This is a genomic window from Cellulosimicrobium sp. KWT-B (assembly GCF_002127155.1).
In the GTDB taxonomy this organism is placed as follows: Bacteria; Actinomycetota; Actinomycetes; order Actinomycetales; family Cellulomonadaceae; genus Cellulosimicrobium; species Cellulosimicrobium funkei.
The window spans coordinates 514,475-540,038 of sequence record NZ_NEDO01000002.1 but is presented as its reverse complement, the minus strand read 5'-3'; the positions used below and the strand labels follow the sequence as shown (position 1 = coordinate 540,038).

Here is a 25,564-nt window from a genome sequence, read left to right as displayed (position 1 = left end):
TCGCGCACGTCGCGGTTCCCCCGCCGAGGGGATGTGCCGCGCGGGCGGCGCGGTGAGACTGGGGGCCATGACGACCGACGCGCGCCCGCCGCGAGGGTGGGGACGGGTGCTCGCCCCGCTGCGCAGCACGGCCACCGTGCGCGCCGGCGTGCTCCTCGTGGTCGGCGGCGTCGTCGCCGGGGCGTACGCGGCACTCGTCGCGGGGTTCGTGCAGATGTTCGCGTCCCTCCAGACGCCGCGCGTCGCGACGGTCGTCCTGGCGCTCGTGACGGCGGTCCTCGCGAGCACGCCCCCGTTCCTCGCGCCCGTGCGCACGCTCGAGATCGCGGCGGCGCGGACGTTCCTCGACGTCGACGTGCCGCTCCCCGCGGCCGGTGCCGCCCCGCCGGGCGCGGCGACCCGCTGGCGGGCCGCGGCCTGGTACGCGCTGCACCTGTCCCTCGGTGCCGCGGTCGTGGTCGTGGTGCTGTTCGGGGTCCCGGTCGCGACGCAGCTCGTGCTGTCCGCGACGGGCGTCGAGCCGGTGCTGCTCGCCGACTGGCGGCCGTGGGAGGCGCTGCCTGCGTGGACGTGGCTGCTCACCGCGGTGCTCGTGCTGCTCGCCGTCCCGTACGTCGTGGCGCTCGCGCGCGCCGTGCTGCGTCAGGCGGCCCTCCCGCTGCTCGGCCCGGACCAGACGGAGCAGATCGCGGAGCTGGAAGCGGCCGCGGACCGTGCGGCCGAGCGGGGCCGGCTCGCGCGCGAGCTGCACGACTCGGTCGGCCACGCGCTGACCGTCACGACGCTCCAGGCGGCCGCGGCGGCACGCCTGCTGGACTCCGACCTGCCCGCGGCGCGCCGTGCGCTCGCCGCGATCGAGGAGACGGGCCGCAGCGCGATGGCGGACCTCGACCACGTGCTCGGCCTCCTGCGGGCGGACGTCCCGGGGGCGCCGCCCCGCGCCCCGGCGCGCACGCTCGCCGACCTCGACGCCCTGCTCGACGACGCGCGCGGCACGGGCGCGGACGTACGGCTCGCGCGGGACGGCGCCGCGCTGCCCGACGTCCCGCGCGCCGTGTCGCAGGAGGCGTACCGCGTCGTGCAGGAGGCGCTGACCAACGCGCTGCGCCACGCGCCCGGCGAGCCCGTCGCCGTCGAGGTGGCTCCCGGCCCCGGCGACGCGCTGGTCGTGGAGGTGCGCAACCCGCTCGGGCCGGGGACACGGCGTCGGGCACCCGACGGCGCCGCGCGCGAGCACCGCGGCCTCGCGGGCATGCGCGAACGGGCCCACCTCTTGCGCGGGGAGGTCGCGGCCGGTCCCGCGCCCGACGGCGGCGCCTGGGTCGTGCGCGCGACGTTCCCGCGCGCGGGGTCGTCGCGATGAGCGCGGGCCCGGGCCGGAGCGGTCCCGTGACGGAGACGGTCCGCGTGGTGATCGTCGACGACGAGCCGCTCGTGCGCGCGGGGCTGCGCGTCATCCTCGACGCGGAGCCGGACCTGGAGGTCGTCGGCGAGGCGGGGGACGGCGCGGAGGTGCCGGGCGTCGTCGCGCGGGCGCGGCCCGACGTCGTGCTCATGGACGTGCGGATGCCGCGCGTCGACGGGATCGCGGCGACGCGGGCGCTGCTCGCGCGCGACGGCGCGCCACGCGTCCTCGTGCTCACGACGTTCGAGAACGACGACCACGTGCTCGACGCGCTCCGGGCCGGGGCGCACGGGTTCCTGCTCAAGCGCGCTCGCCCGGAGGAGGTCGCGCAGGCGGTGCGCGTCGTCGCGCGCGGCGAGTCGCTGCTCTTCCCCGACGCCGTGCGACGCCTCGCGACGGCGCGCCCGCCCACGGGCGACGCGCTGCGGAGCGCGCGGCTCACCGAGCGCGAGGGGGAGGTGCTGCGGCTGGTCGCGCAGGGGCTGTCGAACGCGGAGGTCGCGGCCGAGCTCTACCTCGGCGTCGAGACGGTGCGCACGCACGTGGGCAACGTCCTCGCCAAGCTGGGCGTGCGCGACCGCACGCAGGCCGTGGTGCGCGCCTACGAGTCGGGGTTCGTGCGGGCGGGCTGACGCGCGCGCCGACCGCCCCGGTGCGACGATCGCGCCATGGACCTCTCCGTGCTCACCCGCCCCGCCCCGCCCGTGCCGCCCGTCGCGACGGTCGCACGCGTCGCGCTGGGGCTCGCCCTGGTCGGGGCCGGGATCAGCCACCTCACGGTCGCGCGCGAGGAGTTCCAGGCGCAGGTCCCGTCCTGGTTCCCCGTGGACGACGACGTGACGGTGCTCGCGTCGGGCGCCGTCGAGATCGCGCTCGGCGGGTCGCTCGTCGTGCTGTCCCGGTGGCGCGTCGCCGTCGGGCTCGTCGCCGCCGCGTTCTTCGTGGTGATCTTCCCGGGCAACGTCGGGCAGTGGCTCGAGCACCAGGACGGGTTCGGCCTCGACACCGACGCCAAGCGGTTCGGGCGCCTGTTCTTCCAGCCGGTGCTCGTGGCGTGGGCGCTGTGGTCCACGGGCGCGCTCCGGGCGCTGCGTCGGGCGCGCCCGCGCGACTGACCCCCTGAACGTGTCGGTCCGGTCGCTGACGGACCGGCCGCTGGCGGACCGGTCGCGCCGGAGCGCGGTCACCCGCGCGGGGGAGCGTGCTCGCCGTGCCGGGGGATCCGCCGCCGGGCGGGGTCCGGGAGCGTCGAGGCATGAGCACCTCGACACCGCACCCGGCCCTGTCCGACCGCACGCCCGCACCCGCGCCGTCGGGTCGCGACCGTGGACCGTCCACCCGCGGCGGGCCACCCGTCCGTCCCGGGCGCGCGTCCCGAGGACGCTGGATCGCTCCCGCCGCGGCCGCGTGGTGGACCCTCGGCGGCGTCGTCGCGCTCGTCGTCACGCTGACGGGCGGCACGCTCGCGGTCGGCGCCGCGAACGACCTGTCGTTCGGCGCCCTGAGCAGGGTCCCGGGCGCGACCCTCACGCCGTGGGTCGCGGTCCTCGCCCTCGTCGGCGCGGCCACCGCGCTGCGCGCGTGGCTCGGAGCCCGGCGCGGTCCCGTCGCCCGGGCGGACCGCGCGCTGACCATCGCGGCGACCGCGGTCGTCTCGGCCGGGGTGCTCGCCCTCACCGACGCGTCGATCCTCGCCCGGCTCGGGTACCTGCCGGTCACGCTCGTCATGGCGCCGTTCGACCCCGTGATCCGCGCCGCGTTCGAGGACTTCCTCGGCGCCGGGCCGCTCACGCAGCTCTCGCTCCTCGGCGGCGGTGCCCTGCTCGTCGCGTCGACGTGGCGGTTCGTGCGCCGCGGGGCCGGGGCGTGCGCGTCCTGCGGGCGCCGCCACGACGGGCACGACCCCGCGTGGACCACGCCCGCCGCCGCGGCGCGCTGGGGCCGGACCGCCGCGCTCGTCGCCGCCGCGATCCCCACCTTCTACGCGGTCACGCGCATCGCCTGGGTGCTCGGCATCCCGCTCGGCTTCTCGCCCGACGACGTCGCGCAGCTCGCCGGGGACGACGGCTGGGTCGCGGCGCTCGGGCTGGGCGGCTTCGCGCTCGTCGGCGCGGTGCTCACGCTCGGCCTGTTCCAGCGCTGGGGCGAGGTCTTCCCGCGCTGGACGGTCGGGCTCGCGGGACGCCGCGTGCCGGTGGGGCTCGCGGTCGTCCCCGCGACGGTCGTCGCGGTCGCGGTGCTCCCCGCGGGGCTCTCGCTCATCGTCCTCGGGTTCGGCGAGAGCCGGCTGGCCCTGACCGCGGACTCGTGGGGCGCCGTCGGGCCGACGCTCCTGTGGCCGGTCTGGTCGCTCGCGCTCGGCGCCGCGACCTACGCCTACTGGCTCCGACGCCGTGGCGCGTGCCGGGTCTGCGGGCGCGGCTGAGCCGGGCGGCGTTGGCCTGGAGCGCGCACCAGGACCCAGAATCGGGAGCGGGTACCGACAGCGCAGAGAGAGGCTCCTCATGTCCGACACGCTCACGCCGCAGGCCGCCGCCGCCCGAGCAGGCGTCAGCCTCGACACGCTCCGCTACTACGAGCGGGAGGGGCTCATCGGGCCGATCGCCCGGACGGCCGGCGGGCACCGGGCCTACGACGGGGACGACCTGTTCTGGATCGGGCTGGTGACGTGCCTCCGCGACGCCGGGCTGGGCATCTCCGAGCTGCGCGAGTTCACCTCGCTCCTGCGCCGCGAGGGGAGCCCCGCGGACCGCGTCGCGTTCCTCCAGGGCCATCGTCGGGAGCTGCACGAGCGCAGGGCGCGGATCGACCTCGCGCTCGGCGTGCTCGACGACAAGATCGCGTACTACCGCGAGCAGGCAGGAGAAGCCCCGGGGCCGAGCGTCGAGGGGGAGCCGGCTCCGCCGTCGCGCACCGCTTGACCTGGAGCGCGCTCCAGCATCGAGCATCGGGGCATGACCGCACAGCAGAACGCCCCCCAGATCGTCCTCGGGACCATGGACCACGGCACGCGCGTGGAGCAGACCACCGCGTTCCGGCTGCTCGACCGCTTCGTCGAGGCCGGCGGCCACTGGCTCGACACCGCCAACTGCTACGCCTTCTGGACCGACCCGAGCGGGCTGGGCGGCGCCAGCGAGCGCGTGCTCGGCGCGTGGCTGCGGGCGAACCCGGGGGCGCGGTCGGCCGTCGGGCTCGCGACCAAGGTCCGTCAGGACCCGCTGGTCGCGCACGCGTGGCCCGAGAGCGCGGAGGGGCTCTCCGCGTCCGCCGTCCGGGCCGGGCTCGACGGGAGCCTCGAGCGCCTCGGCGTCGACCACGTCGACCTGCTGTGGGCGCACGCGGAGGACCGCACGGTGGACCTCGGCGAGACCGTCGCCGCGTTCGGGGAGGCGGTGGCCGAGGGGCGTGCCACCCGGATCGGCGCGGCCAACCACGCGTCGTGGCGGGTGCAGCAGGCACGTGACCTCGCGCGTCGGCAGGGCGTGGCCGAGTGGTCGGCGCTGCAGCTCCGGCACTCCCTCGTGCAGCCCCGCCCGGGCACGACGGTCCCGGAGGCGGGCCACAAGCTCCTGGCCCCCGACGACCTCGACCACGCCCGCACGGAAGGGCTCGACCTGTGGTGCTACACGCCCCTGATGATGGGCGGGTACACCCGCGCGGACCGTCCGTTCTCCGCGGGCTACGCCCACCCCGGGACCGAGCGCGTGCTCCGCGTGCTCGACGAGGTCGCCCGGGAGACGGGGGCGACGCCGAACCAGGTCGTCCTGGCCTGGCTGATGAGCCAAGGGATCTCGCCCATCGTCGGGGCGAGCAGGATCGAGCAGGTCGACGAGGCGATGGCCGCGCGCGACGTCACGCTGTCCCCGAGCCAGCTCGACCGCTTCGCCGACGCCCGCTGACCGCTCGGCGGGGCTACTGCGGCTCGACCGGGCCGTCCTGGCCGGCCACGAGGTCGCCGCAGCTCGTCTCCTGGGCTGTCGTGACGACCGGGTCGTCGGCGGCGGCGCCCTGCGCGACCGTCTCCTCCTCGCCGTTCGTCGCGACCTTCGCGCCCGGGTCGAGGTCGACGAAGGTGCGCGACACCGTGAAGGTGGAGCCGTCGTCGGGCACGGCGTTCAAGCCCGCGAGGCGCAGCGCGCCGTCGACCTCGGTGCAGCCGACGCCCGTGCCGAAGCCCGTGAAGCCCTTGTCGAACGTGTAGGGCTCGTCCTGCGCGTTCTGCGTCGGCGTCAGGGCGCAGTCGGCGGCCGAGAGCAGCAGGACCTCGCGGCCGGTGTCGACGAGCGCGATCGGCGCGGTCCCGTCGCCCGCCGCGACGAGCTGGACGATCGCGCTCGCGGGCTGCGGGCTCGCCGACTCGACGGGTGCGGAGAACGTGGCGCCGGACGCCGTCGTGATGCCGAACGTGCGGTCCGCGCCGCCCGTGAGCCACGCGGTGTCCGGGCGGCCGTCGCCGTCGACGTCGACGATCTCGTGCGTGCCCGCCCCGGCGGGGACGCCGTCGCCGGTGGCGGGGCACCCTTCGGCGGCGGGGGTCGAGGCGCCGTCGGTGGGCGACGCCGCGTCGGTGGAGGACGGGCTCGCGGGAGCGCTGGTCGACGGCGCGGGCGTCTCGACGGCGGGGCCGTCGTCCGTCGGACGGTTGACCAGCCACACGACGAGCGCGATCACCAGCACCGCGACGACCGTGACGACGATCCACGGCCACGTGCGGCGCGGCGGCGCGGGCTCGGGGTCGGGCGTGGGGAAGGGGTCTCCGGGCGTGGTCATGTCCCCAGGCAACCACCACGCGCGGGGGACGGCACCCCGGGCGCGTCACGTTGCGTCACGTTCGCCCGAGATGCGAGAACCCGCTTCCGGTCGACGGCCCGGCCCGAGGACCATGTCGCCATGACCGGCACCCGACCTCCCGCGGAGCGCGCCCCGCGCCCCGGCGTGCTGTGTCGACGGGGCGACGGACCCCGACACGTCGCGAGGTAGGCCGCGCTCTCGCGGTCGTCGCGCGGTCGTCCGCCGCCCCTGCCCGGACTGCCGACCCCCGACTCCCTGCGACAGGACCACCATGAGCGAGCACGAGACTCCCGGCGCCGCGCGCGTCGAGCCACCCGTCACCGTCGAGACCGTCCGCCGCGTCCACCTCTCCGAGGACTGGCTCGCGACCGGCGTCGGCCTCCTGATCGTGGCCCTCGGCCTCCTCGGCCTGATCCCCGAAGGGCTGGTGCCGTGATGAGCGCCCCCACCCCGCCCTCCGCGGCGACGAGCACCACGCCGACCACCGACCCGGCGGCGGACCCCGAGGGGAGCGGCCCGACGTCGGGCGCGAGCCTGGAGGAGTCCGTCGTCCAGGACGGGCGCAACCCCGGGGCGGGCTACGTCGTCGCCGGGGTCGTCGTCCTCCTCGGCCTCGCGTGGTCGGTCCGCTACCTGGAGCAGCACGTGCCCGACTGGCTCGGGGGCACGCCGCTGGCGGGCATCGCCAAGGCGGTCGAGTACCCGGTGTACGCGATCGCGCTCGGTCTGCTCGGCAACCTCGTGCTCACCGCGCTCGGGCTGCGCGACCGGCTCTCCGCCGCGTTCCGCACCGAGCTCTTCATCAAGACCGGGCTCGTCCTGCTCGGCGCGACGGTGAACCTGGCGCTCATCGTGTCCGCGGCGGGCCCGGCGATCGCCCAGGCGTTCCTGCTCATCACGCTCGTGTTCGGGTTCACGTGGTGGCTCGGCGGACGCCTCGGTATCGAGGACCGGCTCCGGGCGCTGCTCGCGTCCGCGGTGTCGATCTGCGGGGTGAGCGCCGCGATCAGCGCGGCCGGGGCCGTGCAGGCGAAGAAGGAGCAGCTCGCGTACACGGCGAGCGTCGTCATCCTCTTCGCGCTCCCGTCGATCTTCGTGCTGCCGGCGCTGGCCGAGTCGCTCGGCCTCAGCCCCGCCGTCGCGGGCGCCTGGATCGGGGGCAACATCGACACGACGGCGGCCGTCACCGCGGCGGGCGCCCTCGTGGGAGACGAGGCGCTCCAGGTCGCGGCCATCGTCAAGGCGACCCAGAACGCGCTCATCGGCGTCGTCGCCGTCGCCCTCACCGCGTACTTCGCGTTCAAGGTCGAGCGGACGCCGGGCGCCTCGGCCCCGCGCGTGCGCGAGCTGTGGACGCGGTTCCCGAAGTTCGTGCTCGGCTTCCTCGCCGCGTCCGTCGCCGCCACGGTGTACGTCGGCGCCGTGGGCGCCGACGCGTCGGCGGACCAGATCGCGGTCCTCAAGTCGCTGAGCACCGTGTTCTTCATCGTCGCGTTCGTCTCGATCGGCCTGGAGTTCAAGGTCACGGCCGTGCGCGAGGCGGGCTGGAAGCCGCTCGTCGTGTTCGGGTCCGCGACGGTGTTCAACCTCGTGGTGGGGCTCGCCCTCGCGAGCGTGCTGTTCGCGAACCTGGAGGTCTGACGCGCCAGTCCTGACGCGCGAGGTAGAGGCGTGGTCCTCGGACCGTGCCTCTACCTCGTGGCGCGGGGCCCCGAGCGGCGCCGGACGGTCAGCGGCGCAGGACCCGGGCGAGCGAACGGGTGAGCGCGTCGCCGTCGGGCCCGTGCGCCGTCGGGACGCCCCCGACGTCGCCCGGCAGGCTGCCCGGCGCGGGCAGCGGCGAGCCGTGCGCGAGGACCTGCTGCGCGGGCGTCAGCTCGCGGATCGCGACGGCCGCGACGTGGCCCGGGTGGCGCCGCGCGGCGCGCGCGTAGATGTCGGGGTCGTGCTGGCCGTCGTCGCCGATCAGCAGCCAGTCGACGTCGGGCAGCTCGCGGAACAGCCGGTCGAGCGACGTGTCCTTGTGCTCCGGGCCGCTGCGGAACCAGCCCGTGTTGGTGGGGCCCCAGTCGGTGAGCAGCAGCGGGCCGGGCGGGAAGCCGTGGCGCTGGAGGAAGCGCCGCAGGTTGGCGGCGGTGTTCCACGCGCCCGTCGACACGTAGACGAACGGGGTGCCGGGCCGCGACGTCGCGATGCCGCGGTACAGCGCCGCCATGCCCGGCACCGGCACGCGGGCGCTCGAGTGCCGCACGAACGTGTTCCACGCCGCGATGAACGGGCGCGGGACGGCGGTCACCATCGCGGTGTCGTCGATGTCCGAGACGACGCCGAGCCGGCGCCCGTCGGCCACGACGAACACCCGGCCGGTCGCCGTCGCGCCGGCCGCCGTCCGGAACGAGACGTCGTGCCAGCCCGGCGCGAGGTCGACGTCGATCACCCGGTCGAGGTAACCGCCGCGGTCGGACACGAGGTCGACCGTCGTGCTGCCCACCCGCACGCGGACCTCCTCGCGCGGGGCCGGGGCGGTGAAGAAGTAGCGCCAGCCGCGGCGGTCCGCGGACTCGCGCTCGTGCAGCGCCGGGTCGAACGCGGGGCTCGCGAGCAGCACCCGGCCCAGCACGCGCACGCGGCGCGGGCTCCCGTAGCCGGCGAACGGCTCGACGCGCGGGCGCCACCCGCGGGCCTTCTGGAAGCGGGAGACGACGGCGCGCCACCGGTCCTCGAGCCGCGCGGCCCGGTGGGGGCGCTGGCTCGGGGTCGGCTCGCTCGGGACGGTCGGTACGGGTGCGGTCTGTGGCATGGCTCGGGGCGCTGTCCTCGGTCGGGGGTGGCGGGTCAACCCTGTCACAGCCTGCCCACGAGCGCGGGGTGTCGCTCGGGGCGGCGGTCGTCGCTCGGGGACGGCGGCCGTCGCCGACGAGCGCGTGCGGGCCCGGCGGGCCGTGCCTAGCGTGGCCGCGTGAGCGACGAGACCTCCCGGAACCCTGTCGACCTGCCCGGCCGTCCCGTGCCCGACGGCGTGAGCGACGCGACCGTCGAGGCGCTCGGTGCCCTGAGCGAGGCGCTCGAGACGACGGAACGCGCGCGCGGGCACCTCTACACGTTCCACCAGCTCACCGGCGAGGCGGACCTCGCCCTCGGTGACGCGGTCGAGAAGCTGCGCGCCGCAGGGCACGCCGAGGTCGCGGACCGCATCGACACGGACCTCGTGGGCCGCAACGTCGTCCCCGGCCGCTGGACGTTCCAGCTCGTCGAGGAGTACGACGACGGCTACTGGTCGGCGTTCCGGGAGCACGAGCGCGCCGCGCGCGACGAGCTCGCGGGCGGCGCGCGGCACCTGTTCGAGGCGCGGATGAAGCAGGACCGGCGCACGGCGGGCCGCCCCGGCCACGAGGCCGGTCCGGACGACGTGCGGTGACGTCCCGCCGGTCGGCGCAGGACCGAGGCCCGCGCGACCGATGAGTCCGGGCGCGCTCGTCGGTCCCAGGGGCAGGACCGACGAGAGGACCTCGATGACCACCGCCGACCAGCCCGACGCCCGACCCGCCGCCCCCGACGCGCCGGAGGGCACGCTCGTCCCCGGCTTCAGCTCTCCCGGCGCGCGCCCCGTCCCGTGGGAGACGGTGCGCGGCGCGCTCGAACGGGCCGAGATCTCGTGGATCTCGACCGTGCGCCCCGACGGGCGCCCGCACGTGACGCCGCTCATGACGGTCGTCGCCGACGGCCGCCTCCACGTGACCACCGGGCCGGACGAGCGCAAGGCCCGCAACCTGGCCGAGAACGCGCGCGTCGTCCTCACGACCGGGACGAACGCCTACGAGGACGCGCTCGACGTCGTCGTCGAGGGCACCGCCGCGCGCGTCACCGACGACGCCGCGCTGCACCGCCTCGCCGAGCGGTGGCGCTGCAAGTACGGCGACGACTGGGCGTTCGACGTCGGGGACGGCGTTTTCCTCCACGACGGCGACCCGGCGCTCGTCTTCGCCGTGCGGCCCGAGGTCGTGTTCGCGTACGAGCGCACGTCCGAGCACGCGGCGATGCGGTGGCGGTTCGGCCCGGGCCCCCGCGCCGTCAGTGCCGCGGGTCCCTGATCGCCGCGGTGAAGAGCGGCCAGCCGGTGTCGTCGGAGGACACCGAGAAGAGGTAGGGCCGGTCCACGCGGAAGGTGACGATCTCGGCCACGGCCTCCGCCGACACCGCCCCGACACCGACCTCGGTGACGGCCGCCGCGACGGTGCCCTCGGCGTCGACCTGGAGGAGCGCCTGCTGCCACGCCTGCGAGACGTAGAGCTCCTCGTCGCTGATGCCGCCGAGGTCTGGCGGCGTGGCCGGGTCGAGGAGCCCGCCCAGCCCGGCGGCGGCGAGCGCGGGCCGGAGGTCCAGCGGGTCCTCGGCGGGGACGTCGAGCGTCGGCAGGATGAGCGCGACCGTCAGCCGGGGTGCCGTGTCCAGCGTCTCCCGCAGCGCGACGAGCCGCCCCGGCGCGACGGACGCCGGATCGACTCCCTCGGGCGGGAGCACGACGTCGGCGTGGAACCCCTCGACGTGCGGCAGCCGGACCGCGCGCCACCCGTCGTCCTCGGCGTACGCCCACGTCTCCGTGAGCCGCAGCGACTCCACGTCCACCGTGTCGCCGCCCCGGAGCGTGAAGGGCGAGGGCGCCGTGTCGCCCACGTCGAACGGTGCCTCCCACCGGGCGGCGAACAGGACCGCGTTCTGGAGCACGAGGCGCAGGTCGACGTCGGGCTCGATGGCGCTCTCCTCGATCAGCCCGCCGGTGTGGAACCGGACCCACTCGCTGAGCGGCACGATGCCCGACGACGTCCCGAGGTCCGTGTGCAGCACCCCGGCGCCGTACCCGGCCGCGAGCGACTCGAGGTAGGGCTCGTGGACCTCGGCCTCGTCGTCGAGCACGACCTGGTTCGCGACGTGCACGAGAGGCTTCTCCGGGAGCTCGTCCGCCCGGACCTGCCCCGGGTCGCCGTCGTAGGCGTCGAGCGACGCGAGGAGGGCGTTGACCGCGTCCGTCCGGTCCTGGCCGGACGCGCCGAGCACGTCGTCGAGGGTGAGCGCCGTGTCGCCCCGCGCGCCCTCGGCCAGCATCGAGAGCGCGACGACGGCGCTCGCGGGCGACACCACGACGTTCCCGTCGCGCGGTGCCGCGGCGAGCATCGTCAGGCCGAGCCGTTCGGTCGCGTCGACGACGCGGGGTGTCGCGCCGGCGTCGGTCACGCGCACGACGTCCCGCGCGGTGTCGGCGGTGGCGAGCGGCAGGTCCGGGCCTGCCGGCACGCCGCCCGCGCACGCCGTGAGCGCGGCCAGCGCAGCCGTCGTCGCCAGAGCGGTCAGCGTGCGCCGCGGCGGGCTCGGCTCCCGGTGCGGTCCTGCGGTCGTCGTCATCGATCCCCCCGGCCGTCGGGGGCGGCGCGCTCGCCGCCCTCTCTCCGACTGTGTCGGCGGGGGCGCGATCCTTGCGCAGCGGTACCGCCGCCGCTCTGATGCCCCGTCGCGGTCAGTCGACCGCGGGCCCGAAGCGCTCGGTCTTGATCCGCGCCGGGTCGTGGCCGAGCGCCACGAGCTGCCGTGCGACGGCCTCGACGAACCCCGTCGGCCCGCACACGAAGCACGCGGGCTCGATCTCGGGCGGCCAGCCCCACGCGGCGAGCTCGCGCCGCTCGACGCGGCCGGGCCCGCGCATCGAGCCGAGCGGGGTCGAACGGGTGTGGACGACGTGGACGTCGAGCCCGTCGTGCGCGGCGGCGAGGCGGTCGAGGTCGTCGACGTAGAGCTCGTCCTCCGGCCGCCGCACCGAGTACACGAGCCGGAACGGCGTGCGGTCGCCGGCGTCGCGCCGGGTGCGGAGCATCGCCATGAGCGGGACGAGGCCCGAGCCGCCCGCCGCGAGCAGCACGGGAGTCCCGGCATCGCGCTCCGGCGACCAGACGAACCACCCGCCGACGGGCCCGCGCAGCTCGATCGCGTCACCCACCGCGAACGCGTCGGTGAGGTAGGTCGAGACCTCGCCGCCGGGGACCCGCTGGACGGTGACCTCGACGCGCGCGGGGGCGACGCCGTCGGGCACCGTGCCGTCCTGCGGGACGGTGGGCGGACCGCCCGGGGAGGGGTCGTCGTCGGGCAGGGGGGTGCGCGTCGCGGCGCTGCCGATCGAGTAGCTGCGCTCGGCGGTGTAGCCGTCGGGCGCGGTGAGGCGCAGGTCGACGTGCTGGCCGGCGAGGTGGCCGGGCCACGCGGGGACCTCGAGGACGAGCGTCCGCGCGGACGGGCTCTCGGCCCACGCGTCGACGAGCGTCGCGACCTGCCAGCGCGACGGCGTCGCGTACCGCGCGCCGAGGCGGACGGGCGCCTCAGTCACCCTGGTACCTCTGCTCGCGCCACGGGTCGCCGAGGTCGTGGTAGCCGAGCCGCTCCCAGAAGCCCTGCCGGTCCATGGGCATGAGCGTGACGCTGTTGACCCACTTCGCCGACTTCCAGAAGTACAGGTGCGGCACGAGGAGCCGCGCGGGGCCGCCGTGCACGGGGTGCAGCGGGGCGCCGTCGAACGTGTGCACGACCCACGCCTTGCCGCCGAGCAGCTCGGCGACCGGGAGGTTCGTCGTGTAGCCGCCGTAGCAGCCGATCATCGCGAAGTCGGCCGTGGACTCGACCTCGCCGAGGAGCGTGTCGAGCGAGACGCCGCGCCAGGACGTGCCGAACTTCGACCAGCGGGTGACGCAGTGGATGTCGACGGTCGGCTCGTCCTGGGGGAGCGCCAGGAGCTCGGCCCACGACCAGGAGCGGGTCGCGCCGGTCTCGGTGGTGACGTCGAAGCGCCAGGTCGCGGTGTCGACGCGCGGTGTGGGCCCTGCCGAGAGCACGGGGAACCCGGTCTCGACGTACTGGCCCGGCGGGAGCGCCACGCCCTGCGGGCGGGGCCGGCCCTGGAAGCCGGGGGTGAGGGTGCTCATGGCTCACGGTAGGCGCGGCCCGCCAGGCCGCGCCAGGGGTCAGGCGACCGCGTCGCCTGGCGGCGGTGCGGCGACGAGGCGCACGACGGCGTCGCGCAGCCACGCGCGGTACCGCTCGCGCGACCAGCCCGCACCGGCTCCGAAGTGCGTCCAGCCCTCCGGCGCGAGGAGGTAGGACAGGGTCTCGGCGGCCTCGTCCCGCGGCGCGCGCAGCCGGAACCCGTGGTCCGCGAGCACGTCGACGCTCGCGCGCAGGTCCGCGCGACGGCGGTCGAGGAGCGCCGCGAGCTCGGCGGCGACGGCCTCGTCCGACCGGGCCGCCGACGTGAACGCCGACCACAGGGCCGCGACGCGTTCGTTCGCCGCCGCCACGAGCACGACGAGCCCGTCGAGGAAGGCCTCGGGGTCGGTGGTCCCGGCGACGGCGCGGCCCTCGGGCCGGGCGGCGAGCGACTCCTGGCCCTCGGACCCCGCGAACGTCACCTCGAAGGCCGCGAGGAGCAGGGCGCGCTTGGGCCCGTGCGCCTTGACGGTCTCGAGCGACACGCCCGCCCGCTCGGCGACGCGCGCGAGGGTCGTGCGCTCGTAGCCGCGCTCGGCGAGCTCCTCGGCCGCCGCGCGCACGACGCGCTCGCGAGTGCGCGCGGCCTGCTCGGCGCGGAGGTCAGACGTGTAGGCGCGGGGGACCACTATTGACTACCCCTCTAGGGTGATGAATACTCCTGACGGTTACCGATCTTCTCACACGCCGCCTCCCCCTCGGCGTCCTCGCGCGGACGGCCCGGTCCCGCGCCCTTCCCGTCCGACCGGCGCGTCCCGCGCCGCCCGAGAGAGGCACACCGATGGCCACCGTCCTGCTCTGCTCCACCCCCGTGCACGCTCACGTCACCCCGCTGCTCGCGGTCACGCGCGCGCTCGTCGCCCACGGCCACGAGGTCCGGTTCCTCACCGGCGCGCGCTTCGCCGCGGCCGTGGAGGCGGCCGGCGCCGAGCATGTGCCGCTGCCCGCCGCCGTCGACTTCGACGACCGCGACCTCGCGGCCGCGTTCCCGGGCCGTGCAGGGCGCACCGGTCTCGACGCGATCCGCCACGACATGCTCGAGATCTTCGTCCGGCCGGGCGCCGCGCAGCACCGCGCCGTCGCCGACGCCCTCGCCGCGCGCCCGGCCGACGTCGTGCTCGTCGAGCCCCTGTTCCTCGGCGCGATGGCGCTCGTCGCCACCCCGGCCGACCGGCGCCCTCCCGTGCTCGCGCTGGGCATCTTCCCGCTCGGGCTGAAGAGCGACCTCACCGCACCGTTCGGCCTCGGCGTGCTGCCCGCGCGCGGGCCGCTCGGGGTGCTGCGCAACCGGGCGCTGCACCGGTTCGTCGAGGGCGTCGCGTTCGCCGCGCCGCAGCGCGCCGCGCAGGACATGGTGCGCGCGACCGGCGCCACCCCGAGCGACACGTTCTTCCTGGGCTGGCCCGCCGACGCGGACGCCGTCGTGCAGCTCACCGTCCCCGAGCTCGAGTACCCGCGGCCCGACGTCGTCACGCCCGTCCGGTTCGTCGGCCCGCCGCGACCCGTCGCCGCGCACGGCGACCTCCCCGCCTGGTGGGACGACCTCGGCACCCGCCGACCCGTCGTCCACGTCACGCAGGGCACCGTCGCGAACGAGGATCCGCACCAGCTCCTCGTCCCGACCCTGCGCGCGCTCGCGGACGAGGACGTGCTCGTCGTCGCCGCCACCGGCGGGCGGCCCGTCGAGACGCTCGGCACGCTGCCCGCGAACGCGCGCGCCGCCGAGTACCTCCCGTACGACGCGCTGCTCCCGCGCACGTCGGTCCTCGTGACGAACGGTGGCTACGGGGGCGTGCACCACGCGCTGCGGCACGGCGTGCCCGTCGTCGTCGCCGGGAAGACGGAGGACAAGGCGGAGGTCGCGGCCCGCGTCGCGTGGACCGGGACGGGCGTGCGGTTGCGGACCAGCACACCGCGACCTGCCCAGGTACGACGCGCGGTGCGCCGCCTGCTCGACGACCCCGCGTACACCCGGGCCGCCGCGCGCCTCGGCGAGCGCATCGCCGCCGCGCCGGGGGAGGACGGTGTCGTCGCGGTCGTGGAGGAGGCCGTCGCCCGGCGCGCCGCGCCCCGTGCCGCACGCTGACGGGGGAGGAGGATCGGGGGATGCCCAGCGACCTGCTCATGCGCATCCACGGTCCCGAGTTCCGCGCCATGTCCGAGCGTGTGCTGGAGGCGACCGCGCTCACCTCGCGGCTCAACGTGCTCCCGTTCGACGACGAGGACGGCAAGGCCCGGCTCCTCGAGCAGATCCTCGGGCGGCCGCTGCCCCCGCGCACGACGATCTACCCGCCGTTCTTCACCGACCACGGACTGCACCTCGACCTCGGTGAGCGGGTCTTCGTCAACCAGAACTGCACGTTCCTCGACTACGCGGGCATCCGGCTCGCCGACCGCGTGCTGGTCGCACCGCGGGTCACGTTCATCACCGTCGGCCACCCCGTCGACACCGACGACCGCAAGGTCTGGCTCACCGGCGGCCCGATCGACGTCCACGAGAACGTGTGGATCGGCGCGGGCGCGACCATCCTGCCCGGCGTGACCATCGGTCGCGACGCCGTCGTCGCCGCGGGCGCCGTCGTCACCGACGACGTGCCGCCGCGCAGCCTCGTGACCGGGCCGCGGGCGGACGTCCGCCGCACCTGGTGAGGGACCGCCGGCTCAGCACTCGACCACGTTGACCGCAAGGCCGCCCGTCGAGGTCTCCTTGTACTTGGTCGACATGTCGACGCCCGTCTGGCGCATGGTCTCGATGACGGTGTCCAGCGAGACGACGTGCGAGCCGTCGCCCTGGAGCGCGAGGCGCGCGGCGGACACGGCGGTGCACGCGGCGATGGCGTTGCGCTCGATGCACGGGACCTGGACGAGCCCCCCGACGGGGTCGCACGTGAGGCCGAGGTTGTGCTCCATCGCGATCTCGGCCGCGTTCTCGACCTGGGCGGGCGTCCCGCCGAGCACCGCGCAGACGGCGCCGGCGGCCATGGAGCAGGCCGACCCGACCTCGCCCTGGCAGCCGGCCTCCGCGCCGGAGATGGAGGCGTTGCGCTTGTACAGCGCGCCGATGGCGGCGGCGGTGAGCAGGTACGTGCGCATCGCCCGACGACGGCGGGCCGGGTCGGCGGCGACGTCCGGGTGCGTGCGCAGGAAGTGCCGCCCGACGGCCGGGATGATCCCGGCCGCGCCGTTCGTCGGGGCGGTCACGACGCGCCGCCCGTCGGCGTTCTCCTCGTTGACGGCCATCGCGAAGGCCTGGAGCCACTCGATCGTCGTGTCGGCGCCGCGCTCGTCGGCCAGCTCGAGGCGCTCGCGCTGCGCGCGGGCCCGACGCCGGACCTTGAGCCGTCCGGGCAGGACGCCGTCGCGCTCCAGCCCGGCGTCGACGCACGCGCTCATCGTGTCCCAGATCCGGTCGACGCCCGCCTCGACCTCGGCCGCCGGGCGCAGGGCGGTCTCGTTGGCCCAGGCGACCGCGGCGACGGACGTCCGCTCGCGCTCGCACACCGCGAGGAGCTCGGCCGCGTTGGCGAACGGGAACGGCACGCCGTCCGGCTCGGTCCGCGGGTCGATCGCCTCGCCCGCGAGCTCGGCCCCGACCTGGGCGGCCTCGTTCGCGGCGGCTGCCTCGAGCTCGGCCGCGGTGAGGACGAACCCGCCGCCGACGGAGTAGTACGCCTCCTCGGCGACCGTCGCGCCGTCGGCGTCGAGCGCGGTGAAGCGCATCCCGTTGGGGTGACCGGGCATGCGCGTCAGCGGCGCGAGGCGCACGTCGTCGCTGGTCATGGTGATGCGGTGGCGGCCCAGGAGCGTGACGGGCGCGCCGTCGCCGAGCTTCTCCCACGACCCGGGCACGCGCGCCGGGTCGCACGTCTCGGGGTCGAGGCCGAGCAGGCCCGCGACGACGGCGTCCGGCGTCCCGCGGCCGACGCCCGTCGCGCCGAGCGAGCCGCACAGCACGATCCGCAGCCCGGCCACGGTGCCGAGCGCGTCGTCCGCGGCCAAGGACGTGACGAACGCCTTCGCCGCGCGCATCGGCCCGACGGTGTGCGAGCTCGACGGGCCGACGCCGACGGAGAACAGGTCGAGGACCGAGACGTAGGCGCTCATGCCCACCATGGTCGCACCTCGTCCACGATGCGGGCGGATTTTGCTATAGCGGATCGGTCACGACCGTGCGGAGGCGGACCGGCCCAGCACGACGGGGCACGTCGCGAGGTGGTCGTCCACCAGGCCGCACGCCTGCATGGCCGCGTACGCCGTCGTGGGCCCGACGAACCGGAAACCGTGCTTCTTGAGCGCCTTCGACAGGGCGACCGACTCCGGGCTCGTGCTCGGGACGTCGCCCCACGTGGCGGGCCGGCCGGAGCGGGCGGGCGGTGCGAACGACCACACCACCTCGTCGAGCGAGCCGCCGCCGGCCTGCAGCGCGAGGAGCGCCCGCGCGTTGTCGATCGTCGCCGTGATCTTCTGGCGGTTGCGGATGATGCGGGCGTCCGCCAGGAGCCGCTCGACGTCGGGCTCGTCGAACGCCGCGACCGCCGCGGGGTCGAACCCGGCGAACACCTCGCGGAACGCCGGTCGCTTGCGCAGCACCGTGATCCAGGACAGCCCGGACTGGAAGCCCTCGAGGACCAGGCGCTCGAACAGCGCGGTGTCCCCGTGCACCGGTACCCCCCACTCGGTGTCGTGGTACTCCTCGTAGAGCGGGTCGCCGTCGCCGAAGCAGCGGGTGCCGGGGCGCGGCGCGGGCGGCGCGTCGTCGGGCACGGCGAGCGGGGTGGACACGTCGGTCTCGGTCGTCATGCGCCCCACTCTGCCGCCTCCCGCCGACACCCACGGGGTCCCTGTGGACGGCGCGCGTCCGGACGCGCGCGGCGAGGAACCTGTGGTCAGGCGTCGGCCGGGGGCAGCGCGACCTCCGCGATCGCGCGCAGCGCGTCGAGGTGCGCGCGCAGGGCGGCGGCGCCGGCGGGCGTGAGGCGCACCCAGGTGCGCGCGCGTCGTCCGGCACGCTCCTTGCTGATCTCGACGTACCCGGCGTCCTCGAGCACCGTGAGCTGCTTCGACAGGGTCGAGTCGGACAGCTCGATGGTGTCGCGCAGGGTCCGGAAGTCCGCCTTCTCGACGCCCGAGAGCGCGGCGACGACGGAGAGGCGCACGGGGGAGTGGATCACCTCGTCGAGCGTGTGGCGCGGGTGGTGCTCGACGGCGGAGCCGTCACCCGCCGGGGGACGGTGCGTCGTCACGCCGTCACCGCCGCGTCCCGCGGGGCGGGCCGCCACGCCGCGACGAGCAGCGGGACGGCGCTCACGAGCGCCGCGGGCACCCAGTACGCCACGGAGCCGGGCCACACCACCAGCCCGGCGACGAGCACGGCCCCGTAGACCACGGCCCAGGACACGGCGCCGACGGCGATCCGGCGTCGCGTACCGACGGCCAGGGCGCCCTGCCGCCCCGCCCACGTGGCGCCGACGGTGACGATCGCGACCCAGGCCGCCATGCCGACGACGAAGCCGACGCGGCCGCCGAGCCCGATCGCGAGCACCAGCCCGACGCTCGCGACGGCCCACCCCGTCAGGTAGAGCCGGACCCACCGCCACCCGCGCGCCCGCGTGGCGCCGGCGAGGCGGTCGGCACGGTCGAGAGCGGCTGCCGCGTCGAGGGGCGCCGGGGAGGTCGTGTCGTCGGTGCTCATGGATGCCATCGAAGCATCTACTTTCCATCATGGCAAGTGGTTTCCATGGGGACCTCTCCCTATCGTGCGCGTCACCGGTCCCGTGCACACTGGTCCCCGGCCGTGCCCCGCCCCGGGCCGCACGACGCCGTCGTCCCGACCGCCGTCCCCGAGGAGCACCCATGTCCGACGCCCTGGCCGCGCTCGCCGCCGCCGTCGCGGCAGCGCCCGCGAGCGCGCCGCTGCGCGTGCACTACGCGAGCCTCCTGCTCGCCGCGGGGCGTCCCGTCGAGGCGCTCGAGCAGGCCAGCGCCGGGCTCCGGATCGACCCCGCCGACGACGAGGCGCTGCGGCTCGTGCAGGAGGCGGCCGCGTCCGCCGCGGCGGCGTCGCGACCGGGAGACGCCGCGCCCGGGCACGCGCCGGGCGACCCCGGGCACGCGCCGGGCGACCCTGCGCCGTCCGGCGACCGTGCGCCGTCCGATCACCCGGCGCCGTCCGACCACCCCGGGCAGGGCGCTCCCGCCGGGCCGGGGAGCCCGGCGTCGGGCATCGACTGGGACCGGCTGGAGGACGAGCTCGACGTGCGCGTCCCGCCGCCCTTCGTCGAGGAACCGGCCGTCGCCCCCGCTCCCGCCGACCCGGGCCCGACGCCCCCGCAGGAGGGCGCCGACCCCGCACCCGGGGGCGGGCAGCCGTTCCTCGTGCCCGCGCGCGACGACGCCCCCGACGACGGGTCGGGCCTGCTCGAGGTCTCGCGCGAGACGGTGACGCTCGCCGACGTCGGCGGCTTGGAGCCGGTGAAGAAGCGCATCCGCGAGGCGTTCCTGGAGCCGATGCGCCACCAGGCCATCGCGCAGGCGTTCGGCAAGTCGCTGCGCGGCGGCCTGCTGCTCTACGGGCCGCCCGGCACCGGCAAGACGTACATGGCGCGCGCGGTCGCGGGCGAGCTCGGCGCGCGGTTCCTCACGGTGACGCTCGCGGACATCCTCGACAAGTACATCGGGGAGAGCGAGCAGAACCTCCACGCCCTGTTCCAGCGCGCGCGACAGCTCGCGCCGGCCGTCCTGTTCCTCGACGAGGTCGACGCGATCGGCGGCAGGCGCGCGCAGTACTCCGGTTCGTCGGGCATGCGGACGGTCGTCAACCAGCTCCTCCAGGAGATGGACGGCATCGGCTCCGACAACGACGGCCTGTTCGTGCTCGGCGCGACCAACCACCCGTGGGACGTCGACACCGCGCTCCTGCGCCCGGGCCGGTTCGACCGCGTCGTGCTCGTCCTGCCGCCCGACGAGCCCGCGCGCGAGGCCATCCTGCGCCACCACCTCGCGGGGCGGCCCGTCGCCGGGATCGACCTGGGCGCCGTCGTGCAGCGCACCGAGGGGTTCTCCGGTGCGGACCTGGAGCACCTGGCGGCCACGGCGGCCGAGAAGGCGATGATGGACTCGATCGCGTCCGGCCAGGTGCGACCCGTCACGATGGCCGACATGGAGTCGGCGCTCGCGGACGTGCGGCCCTCCACGACGGCGTGGCTCCAGTCCGCGCGGAACGTCGTGACGTTTGCGAACAACGACGGCCGCTACGACGAGCTCGCCGCGTACCTGCGCGCGCGGCGCATGCTCTGAGAGGGCGAGGCAGCCGACGGTGACCACGACCACCGACCCGCGCGCCGTCGGCGCGCGCGTCGAGATGCTCGTCCAGATGGGGCGGCCCGAGCGCGCGCTCGACGAGGTCGACGAGGCGCTCGCGACCGTCCCCGACGACCCGCGGCTCCTCCTCGCCGCCGCGTGGGTGCGGCTGCACCTCCTGGAGCAGGTGGTCGCCGCCCAGCCCGCGGCCGACGGCGCGCTCTACCTGCTGTCGGTCGCGCGCCAGAACACCGGTGACGTCCCGGGCGCGCGCGACGCCGCACGCCGCGCGCTCGAGCTCGACCCCGACGACGCGCGCTACCACCTCCAGCTCGCCGACGCCCTCCTCTCGGGGCGCGTGCGCGGCGCCGACCGGCGGCTCGCGCGCGAGCGCATCGCCTCGGCGCTCGAGCTCGCCCCCGAGGCCCCGGACCGGCTCGCGCAGGCTGCCCGCCTGTGGTCGCGCCTCGGGGACGACGACCGGGCGCGCGCCCTCGTGCGGCAGGGGCTCGCCGTCGCGCCGGAGCACGAGGACCTCCTCTACCTCGACGCGGCCCTCGCGCTCGACGCGAGCCGCAGCGCCCAGGGGTACAGCGGCGTCCTCGCCATGAACCCCGAGCACGCCGAGGCCGGGTACCTGCTGCACCTCAGCGTGTGGCAGCAGGTGCTGCGGCTCGTCGAGATGCCGGTCCTGCTCGTCGGGGCGGTCGCCCTCGTCGTCGCCTTCGCGATGAGCGACGCGCACGTGGGCAGCGTGCCGGTCTGGGGGGTCGTCGTGCTCCTGTGGACGGCCGTGACCGCGCTGCGCGTCCTGCCCGTCCTGCTCCAGGTCCCGCGCGGGCTGCTGCGCCGCACCCTGCGTCGGACCCCGTTCCGCGGCGGCACCGTCGTGGCGATCGCCGTCGGGTGGGCGGGCGTCCTCGCGGGCCTCGCCCTGCTCTACCTCGTGCGCGACGCCGTCGCCGTCCGCTGGTTCCTCGTCGGGCTCGGGGTCGTGCTCGCCCTGACGACCGTGACCTCGGCGGTGCTGCACGCGGCGATGTTCACGCAGGCGCGCGAGCTCGGGTACCTGCCGCCCGGGACAGCGGGAGCCGTGCGGATCACGGCCCTGCGGGCGAGCCTGCGGGGCGCCGTCGTGCGCCGTGCCGTCGTCCTCGGGATCGTCGCGGTCGTCGTCGGGAGCATCGGCCCGGGCGCGGTCGCGCGCGAGGACGCGCGCCCCGTGGCGGCGCTCGCCGCGGTGGCGTACGTGCTGCCGCTCGTCGTCGGGATGTGGGCCGCGTGGCGCGTCGCGGCCCGGCAGCGCGCGGTGTCCGACGAGCGCCCGCCCGTGAGCACGGCCGCCGCGGTCCGCGCGGGGCTGGGCGGCGCCGTCCTCGTCCTCGTCACGGTCCTGCTGCTGCTCGCCGAGGCGGCCGCGCTCGCCGCGCTGCCCGCCGCCCCCGACGAGCACGACGCCGACGGCCGCTACGCCCAGGAGGAGCGCGCCCCGCGCGACCCGGGCTCGGCCGTGCAGGAGTGCACCGGGCGCCCCGCCGCGCGTCTCGCGTGCCTCCAGGAGAACAACCGGGTCCGCCAGGAGGAGCTCCAGGAGCGGATGGGCGAGCTCGACGTCCCGACGATCGACGTCCCCACGTTCGACGTGCCGGACCTCCCGGACCTCCCGGATCTCCAGGCGCCGGGCTCCACGGGGCAGCAGACCCCCTGATCCCCGGCACCCCGGGCGGGTGACGAGCCCGCGGCCGTGCGGGTGACCCGGGGCGGTGCGACCGTGGCCGCGTGGCAGGACTCGTGGAGACGCTCTCTCGACCCGTCGGCGCGGCGCTCGCGGCCGTGACCGGCACGGTCGCGAGCGTGCGCGGCGGCCGCCCGATGCACGCGCGCGGCGTGCTGCTCCGCGGCACGCTCGTCGTCGCGGAGGACGAGGCGGGCGCGGTCAGCGTCCCGCAGGGCCGCACGCCCGTCACGGTGCGCGTGTCCCTCGGGGCAGGCCTCCCGCGCGGGCTCCCGGACGTCGTCGGGATCGCCGTGCGCTGGACCGACGACGGCGCGCCCCAGGACGTCCTGTTCGCCTCCTCGGGGAGGGGGCGGCTCACGCGCTTCCTCCTCGTGCCGCGCCGCGCGCTGCTGGGCGGCTGGCTGTCGACGCTCATGCCGCTGCGGTCGCCGCACGGTCCCCGCGTGCTCGCCCTGCGGCCGGACCACGACGCGGCGCGGGCCGTCGGCACGCCGGTGCTCGAGGTGCTGGAGGCGACCCCGCTCGGCGCCTGGCACCGGTTCGGCGCGATCGAGCTGCACGGCCCCGAGACGGGTTCCGCGCGCGACGGCGACGACCCCGAGGTCCGGTTCGACCCCACCGGTCACGCGCCGCGCCACCTCGGCACGTACGGCTGGGAGGACGCGCTGCGCGCTCGCGGCTACGCGGCGGCGCGCCGCGCCGGCGGGCCCGCAGCCCGGTAGCGAGAGAAGGGCGGCGACCCCGGAGTCCTGTCCACCGGGACCGCCGCCCGCGAGGGCGGCACCGTCGACGTGAGGCCGCCCCCGAGCCGAGGGCCGGGCGGCGAGGACGCCGCCCGGCCGTGCGCGCCGGTCCGTCAGACCGCCGCGAGCCGACGGCGCAGCCCGAGCCCGACGCCCGCGACGCCCGCGAGCACGGATCCGCCGACCAGCGCCGACATGCCGAGCGACACCCGTCCGACGGGGCTGTTCTCGACGCTGTCCTTGAGCTCCGTCGTGCCGTCGGAGAGGGTGCCCGTGCCATCCGCGAGCGTGGCCGCGCCGTCGGCGATGCGGGTGCTGCCATCGTGCAGGTCGGACGCGCCGTCGGCGAGGGTCGTCGTTCCGGCGTGCAGCGTCGCGGAGCCCTCGGCCAGCGCCGCGTTGCCCGCCGCGAGGGTCGTCGCGCCCGTCGAGAGGGTCGTGAGCCCGTTCTGCAGGCGCAACGTCCCGTCCTCCAGCCGCGTGGTCCCGCCGAACAGGTCACCTGCGCCCGTGCGCAGCCGCACCGTCCCGGCGGAGAGGTCGCTCGCGCCGGTCGCGGCCTTCGCCGTCCCGGCCTTGAGGTCGGCGGCGCCGGACGCGAGCTCCGACGCGCCTGCGGCGAGCTCGGAGGTCTTGGTGGCGAGCTGGGCGTTGCCGCCGGCGACCCGGGAGGCGCCGTCGGCCAGGCGAGCCGTGCCCTCGGCGAGCGCTGCCGAGGCGTCGGCGGCGTCGGTGTTCCCGGCGGCGAGACGGGCGGCGCCGTCTGCCGACGCCGCGTTCCCGGCGGCCAAGGTCGTCGCGCCGCCCGACACCTTCGCAGCGCCGTCGGCGAGGGCGCGGGTCGCCCCGGCGAGCGAGGCGTTGCCGGCCGAGACCGTGCTCGCGCCAGCAGCGAGAGCGTCGGCCCCTCCGAAGAGCTGCGCCGTCCCGGCGGCGAGGCTCTGCGCCCCGCCGGAGACCGCGGCGGCGCCGGTGGCGAGCCCGGCCGCGCCCTCCGCGAGCCGCGTCGCGCCCGCGTCCGCCTCCTGGGCGCCGGTGGACACCCGTGCGGCTCCGGTGCTGAGGTCCCGAAGACCCGCCTCGAGCCGGGCCGCGCCCGCTGCGGCGCCGGAGTCGCCCGCGAGCCCGTCGCGCAGGGCGGACGCGCCGGCGACGAGCCCTCCTGCGCCGGCGTCGACCCGCGCCGCGCCGTCGCGCACCGAGCCCGCCGCACCCGCGAGCGCGTCGAGCCTCGCCTTGAGGGCCGGGTCGTCGGTCGCCGCGGCCAGCCCCTGGAGCTGTGCGGCGAGGGAGTCCGCGCCCGCGTGGACCTGGTCGGCACCCTCGGCCACCGAACGCGTCCCGTCGGCCAGGCGGACGGCGCCGTCGCGAGCCGTGGACAGACCTGCCGCGAGTCCGGTCGCGCCGTCCCGGAGCTGGAAGGACGCCGCCGCGACCTGCTGCGCGCCCGGCGCAAGGAGCGCCGTGCCGGCCTGCAACGAGCTCGCTCCGGCGGACAGCTGCTCGGCGCCCGCCGCGACCGTCGCCGCGCCCGGTGCGAGCGAGCCCGCGCCCCGGGCGGTGGCGGCGACGCCGTCGCGCAGGGTCGACGCGCCCGCCGAGACGCTGCTCGCCCCGGTCGCGAGATCGCGCGCGCCGGACGCGGCGCCGGTGAGGCCCGTGGTGACCGTCGACGCGCCGTCCGCGACGGTGCTCGCCCCGACGGCGAGCCGTGCCGTGCCGTCGGCGAGGTCGGACGCGCCGCTGGCGAGCGCCGAGGTGCCCTCGGCGAGCAGCCCGGCACCCTGCGCGGCCGTCGCGTTCCCGGCGAAGAGCTCGGCCGCGCCGTCCTTCAGGGTGCCCGCACCCGACGCGATCTGGGACGCGCCGTCGGCGGCACGGGCGTTCCCCGCGGCGAGGCGTGCCGCCCCGGAGTCGAGGTCCTTGCTGCCCGCGGCGAGGCGGGCCGCGCCGCTCGCGGCGTCGCCCACCCCGGCGGCGAGGCGTGCCGCCCCGGCGTTGAGCTCGTCCGCCCCGGCGGCGAGCTCGGTCGCGCCGTCCAGCGCGGTGGCGCCGCCCGTGGCGAGCTGGGTGGCGCCGTCGGACGCCTTCCGAGCGCCGGCGGAGAGGTCGCCCGCGCCGGCCTCGAGGTCGCCCGCGCCGGCGGCGAGACGCTGCGCGCCGGCCTGGGCCTCGGTCGTGCCGTCGGCGAGGGTCGCGGCGCCCGCGTCGAGCTCGGCGGCCCCGTCGTCGAGGCGGGTCGCGCCGTCGGCGACCTTGCCGTTGTACACGAGGAGGAACGCGACCAGGCCGGCGACCGCGAGGGCCAGCACGGCGAGCGCGACGGAGGTGAGGACCGTGTGCGTGCGTGACGGTCGGAGAGAGTGCTGCGTCATCTGTCGTCCTTCCTCACGCCCGGCGTCGTCGCGGGGCGGTCGGCACGAGGGGAGAGCTGCGGGAGAGGCGGGTACCGGTCTGCTCGGCGCGGGAGTGCGCCGGTGCGCCCGCCACCGTTGGCGGGACGTGGAGTAGCAGGTAGATCCCCAGCGACGCTAGCAACGCCCCGGACACCACGGACAGCGA

General features: G+C 76.7%; 26 protein-coding genes. 15 read left to right on the top strand and 11 right to left on the bottom strand.

Annotated features, from left to right (window positions below):
* The first annotated feature begins 67 nt into the window (after positions 1-67).
* The 6 genes from B9L22_RS08575 (at position 68) to B9L22_RS08550 (ending at position 5,304) form a co-directional block, all read left to right on the top strand.
* On the top strand, positions 68-1,363 hold the full coding sequence (locus tag B9L22_RS08575) for a sensor histidine kinase (protein WP_086150010.1): 1,296 nt from the start codon (positions 68-70) through the stop codon (positions 1,361-1,363).
* A 26-nt stretch (positions 1,364-1,389) separates the two neighbouring features.
* Positions 1,390-2,037 carry a response regulator transcription factor gene (locus tag B9L22_RS08570; RefSeq protein ID WP_233139894.1) on the top strand — a complete coding sequence of 216 codons (648 nt, stop codon included), beginning with the start codon at positions 1,390-1,392 and terminating at the stop codon, positions 2,035-2,037.
* Between the two features lie 36 nt (positions 2,038-2,073).
* Positions 2,074-2,520 carry a MauE/DoxX family redox-associated membrane protein gene (locus tag B9L22_RS08565; RefSeq protein WP_009864071.1) on the top strand — a complete coding sequence of 149 codons (447 nt, stop codon included), beginning with the start codon at positions 2,074-2,076 and terminating at the stop codon, positions 2,518-2,520.
* A gap of 140 nt (positions 2,521-2,660) precedes the next feature.
* Positions 2,661-3,830 carry a hypothetical protein gene (locus B9L22_RS08560; RefSeq protein WP_198947255.1) on the top strand — a complete coding sequence of 390 codons (1,170 nt, stop codon included), beginning with the start codon at positions 2,661-2,663 and terminating at the stop codon, positions 3,828-3,830.
* A 79-nt stretch (positions 3,831-3,909) separates the two neighbouring features.
* Positions 3,910-4,326 (top strand): MerR family transcriptional regulator, encoded by a 417-nt coding sequence (locus tag B9L22_RS08555; RefSeq protein ID WP_086150008.1) that lies wholly within the window; start codon positions 3,910-3,912, stop codon positions 4,324-4,326.
* A gap of 33 nt (positions 4,327-4,359) precedes the next feature.
* The gene (locus tag B9L22_RS08550; RefSeq protein WP_043658937.1) at positions 4,360-5,304 is read left to right on the top strand and encodes an aldo/keto reductase; all 945 of its coding nucleotides are present in this window, start codon (positions 4,360-4,362) and stop codon (positions 5,302-5,304) included.
* Between the two features lie 13 nt (positions 5,305-5,317).
* On the opposite strand, the gene B9L22_RS08545 is transcribed toward B9L22_RS08550, so the two are convergent.
* The gene (locus tag B9L22_RS08545; RefSeq protein WP_086150007.1) at positions 5,318-6,175 is read right to left on the bottom strand and encodes a hypothetical protein; all 858 of its coding nucleotides are present in this window, start codon (positions 6,173-6,175) and stop codon (positions 5,318-5,320) included.
* Positions 6,176-6,467: 292 nt separating this feature from the next.
* On the opposite strand from B9L22_RS08545, the gene B9L22_RS20220 reads away from it, so the two are divergent.
* Together B9L22_RS20220 and B9L22_RS08540 are read left to right on the top strand one after the other, a co-directional pair.
* Positions 6,468-6,632 carry a hypothetical protein gene (locus tag B9L22_RS20220; RefSeq protein WP_021483057.1) on the top strand — a complete coding sequence of 55 codons (165 nt, stop codon included), beginning with the start codon at positions 6,468-6,470 and terminating at the stop codon, positions 6,630-6,632.
* A complete protein-coding gene (locus B9L22_RS08540) occupies positions 6,632-7,837 on the top strand; it encodes a YeiH family protein (RefSeq protein ID WP_086150006.1) in 1,206 nt (401 codons plus the stop codon). Before B9L22_RS20220 ends, B9L22_RS08540 begins: the two co-directional genes overlap by 1 nt.
* A gap of 88 nt (positions 7,838-7,925) precedes the next feature.
* On the opposite strand, the gene B9L22_RS08535 is transcribed toward B9L22_RS08540, so the two are convergent.
* Entirely contained in the window at positions 7,926-8,996 is a 1,071-nt protein-coding gene (locus B9L22_RS08535; RefSeq protein ID WP_086150005.1) for an App1 family protein, read from the bottom strand.
* 159 nt (positions 8,997-9,155) lie between these two features.
* Between B9L22_RS08535 and B9L22_RS08530 the strand changes: the two genes are divergently transcribed.
* Together B9L22_RS08530 and B9L22_RS08525 are read left to right on the top strand one after the other, a co-directional pair.
* On the top strand, positions 9,156-9,614 hold the full coding sequence (locus tag B9L22_RS08530; RefSeq protein WP_233139893.1) for a hypothetical protein: 459 nt from the start codon (positions 9,156-9,158) through the stop codon (positions 9,612-9,614).
* A gap of 94 nt (positions 9,615-9,708) precedes the next feature.
* Positions 9,709-10,287 carry a pyridoxamine 5'-phosphate oxidase family protein gene (locus B9L22_RS08525; protein ID WP_086150004.1) on the top strand — a complete coding sequence of 193 codons (579 nt, stop codon included), beginning with the start codon at positions 9,709-9,711 and terminating at the stop codon, positions 10,285-10,287.
* Here the strand turns inward: B9L22_RS08525 and B9L22_RS08520 are convergent.
* The 4 genes from B9L22_RS08520 to B9L22_RS08505 form a co-directional block, all read right to left on the bottom strand.
* Complete coding sequence (locus B9L22_RS08520; RefSeq protein ID WP_086150003.1) at positions 10,268-11,596, bottom strand: serpin family protein; 1,329 nt, start codon at positions 11,594-11,596, stop codon at positions 10,268-10,270. The genes B9L22_RS08525 and B9L22_RS08520 overlap by 20 nt on opposite strands.
* A gap of 112 nt (positions 11,597-11,708) precedes the next feature.
* On the bottom strand, positions 11,709-12,569 hold the full coding sequence (locus B9L22_RS08515) for a ferredoxin reductase (RefSeq protein ID WP_086150002.1): 861 nt from the start codon (positions 12,567-12,569) through the stop codon (positions 11,709-11,711).
* On the bottom strand, positions 12,562-13,161 hold the full coding sequence (locus B9L22_RS08510) for a molybdopterin-dependent oxidoreductase (protein ID WP_086150001.1): 600 nt from the start codon (positions 13,159-13,161) through the stop codon (positions 12,562-12,564). Before B9L22_RS08510 ends, B9L22_RS08515 begins: the two co-directional genes overlap by 8 nt.
* A 39-nt stretch (positions 13,162-13,200) precedes the next feature.
* On the bottom strand, positions 13,201-13,851 hold the full coding sequence (locus B9L22_RS08505) for a TetR/AcrR family transcriptional regulator (protein WP_233139892.1): 651 nt from the start codon (positions 13,849-13,851) through the stop codon (positions 13,201-13,203).
* A gap of 152 nt (positions 13,852-14,003) precedes the next feature.
* On the opposite strand from B9L22_RS08505, the gene B9L22_RS08500 reads away from it, so the two are divergent.
* Complete coding sequence (locus tag B9L22_RS08500) at positions 14,004-15,308, top strand: glycosyltransferase (RefSeq protein WP_086149999.1); 1,305 nt, start codon at positions 14,004-14,006, stop codon at positions 15,306-15,308.
* 20 nt (positions 15,309-15,328) lie between these two features.
* Positions 15,329-15,871, top strand: coding sequence for a DapH/DapD/GlmU-related protein (locus B9L22_RS08495; protein WP_021483787.1), 543 nt, complete (start codon positions 15,329-15,331; stop codon positions 15,869-15,871).
* Between the two features lie 12 nt (positions 15,872-15,883).
* Here B9L22_RS08495 and B9L22_RS08490 read toward each other — a convergent pair whose 3' ends face one another.
* The 4 genes from B9L22_RS08490 to B9L22_RS20475 all read right to left on the bottom strand — a co-directional run bounded on the left by B9L22_RS08490 (position 15,884) and on the right by B9L22_RS20475 (position 18,914).
* On the bottom strand, positions 15,884-17,326 hold the full coding sequence (locus B9L22_RS08490) for an L-serine ammonia-lyase (protein WP_086150233.1): 1,443 nt from the start codon (positions 17,324-17,326) through the stop codon (positions 15,884-15,886).
* Between the two features lie 57 nt (positions 17,327-17,383).
* Positions 17,384-18,022 carry a DNA-3-methyladenine glycosylase I gene (locus B9L22_RS08485; RefSeq protein ID WP_086149998.1) on the bottom strand — a complete coding sequence of 213 codons (639 nt, stop codon included), beginning with the start codon at positions 18,020-18,022 and terminating at the stop codon, positions 17,384-17,386.
* A gap of 86 nt (positions 18,023-18,108) precedes the next feature.
* Entirely contained in the window at positions 18,109-18,465 is a 357-nt protein-coding gene (locus B9L22_RS20480; RefSeq protein WP_233139891.1) for a transcriptional regulator, read from the bottom strand.
* On the bottom strand, positions 18,462-18,914 hold the full coding sequence (locus B9L22_RS20475) for a hypothetical protein (RefSeq protein WP_233139889.1): 453 nt from the start codon (positions 18,912-18,914) through the stop codon (positions 18,462-18,464). The genes B9L22_RS20480 and B9L22_RS20475 overlap by 4 nt, the downstream gene beginning before the upstream one ends.
* Before the next feature lie 161 nt (positions 18,915-19,075).
* On the opposite strand from B9L22_RS20475, the gene B9L22_RS08475 reads away from it, so the two are divergent.
* The 3 genes from B9L22_RS08475 to B9L22_RS08465 all read left to right on the top strand — a co-directional run bounded on the left by B9L22_RS08475 (position 19,076) and on the right by B9L22_RS08465 (position 22,981).
* On the top strand, positions 19,076-20,518 hold the full coding sequence (locus tag B9L22_RS08475; RefSeq protein ID WP_086149997.1) for a 26S protease regulatory subunit: 1,443 nt from the start codon (positions 19,076-19,078) through the stop codon (positions 20,516-20,518).
* A gap of 19 nt (positions 20,519-20,537) precedes the next feature.
* Positions 20,538-22,229: a tetratricopeptide repeat protein gene (locus tag B9L22_RS08470; protein ID WP_086149996.1), complete on the top strand. Its 1,692-nt coding sequence runs from the start codon at positions 20,538-20,540 to the stop codon at positions 22,227-22,229.
* A 71-nt stretch (positions 22,230-22,300) separates the two neighbouring features.
* The gene (locus B9L22_RS08465; protein ID WP_143317191.1) at positions 22,301-22,981 is read left to right on the top strand and encodes a hypothetical protein; all 681 of its coding nucleotides are present in this window, start codon (positions 22,301-22,303) and stop codon (positions 22,979-22,981) included.
* Between the two features lie 134 nt (positions 22,982-23,115).
* On the opposite strand, the gene B9L22_RS08460 is transcribed toward B9L22_RS08465, so the two are convergent.
* The gene (locus B9L22_RS08460; RefSeq protein ID WP_086149994.1) at positions 23,116-25,377 is read right to left on the bottom strand and encodes a hypothetical protein; all 2,262 of its coding nucleotides are present in this window, start codon (positions 25,375-25,377) and stop codon (positions 23,116-23,118) included.
* Positions 25,378-25,564 lie beyond the last annotated feature (187 nt).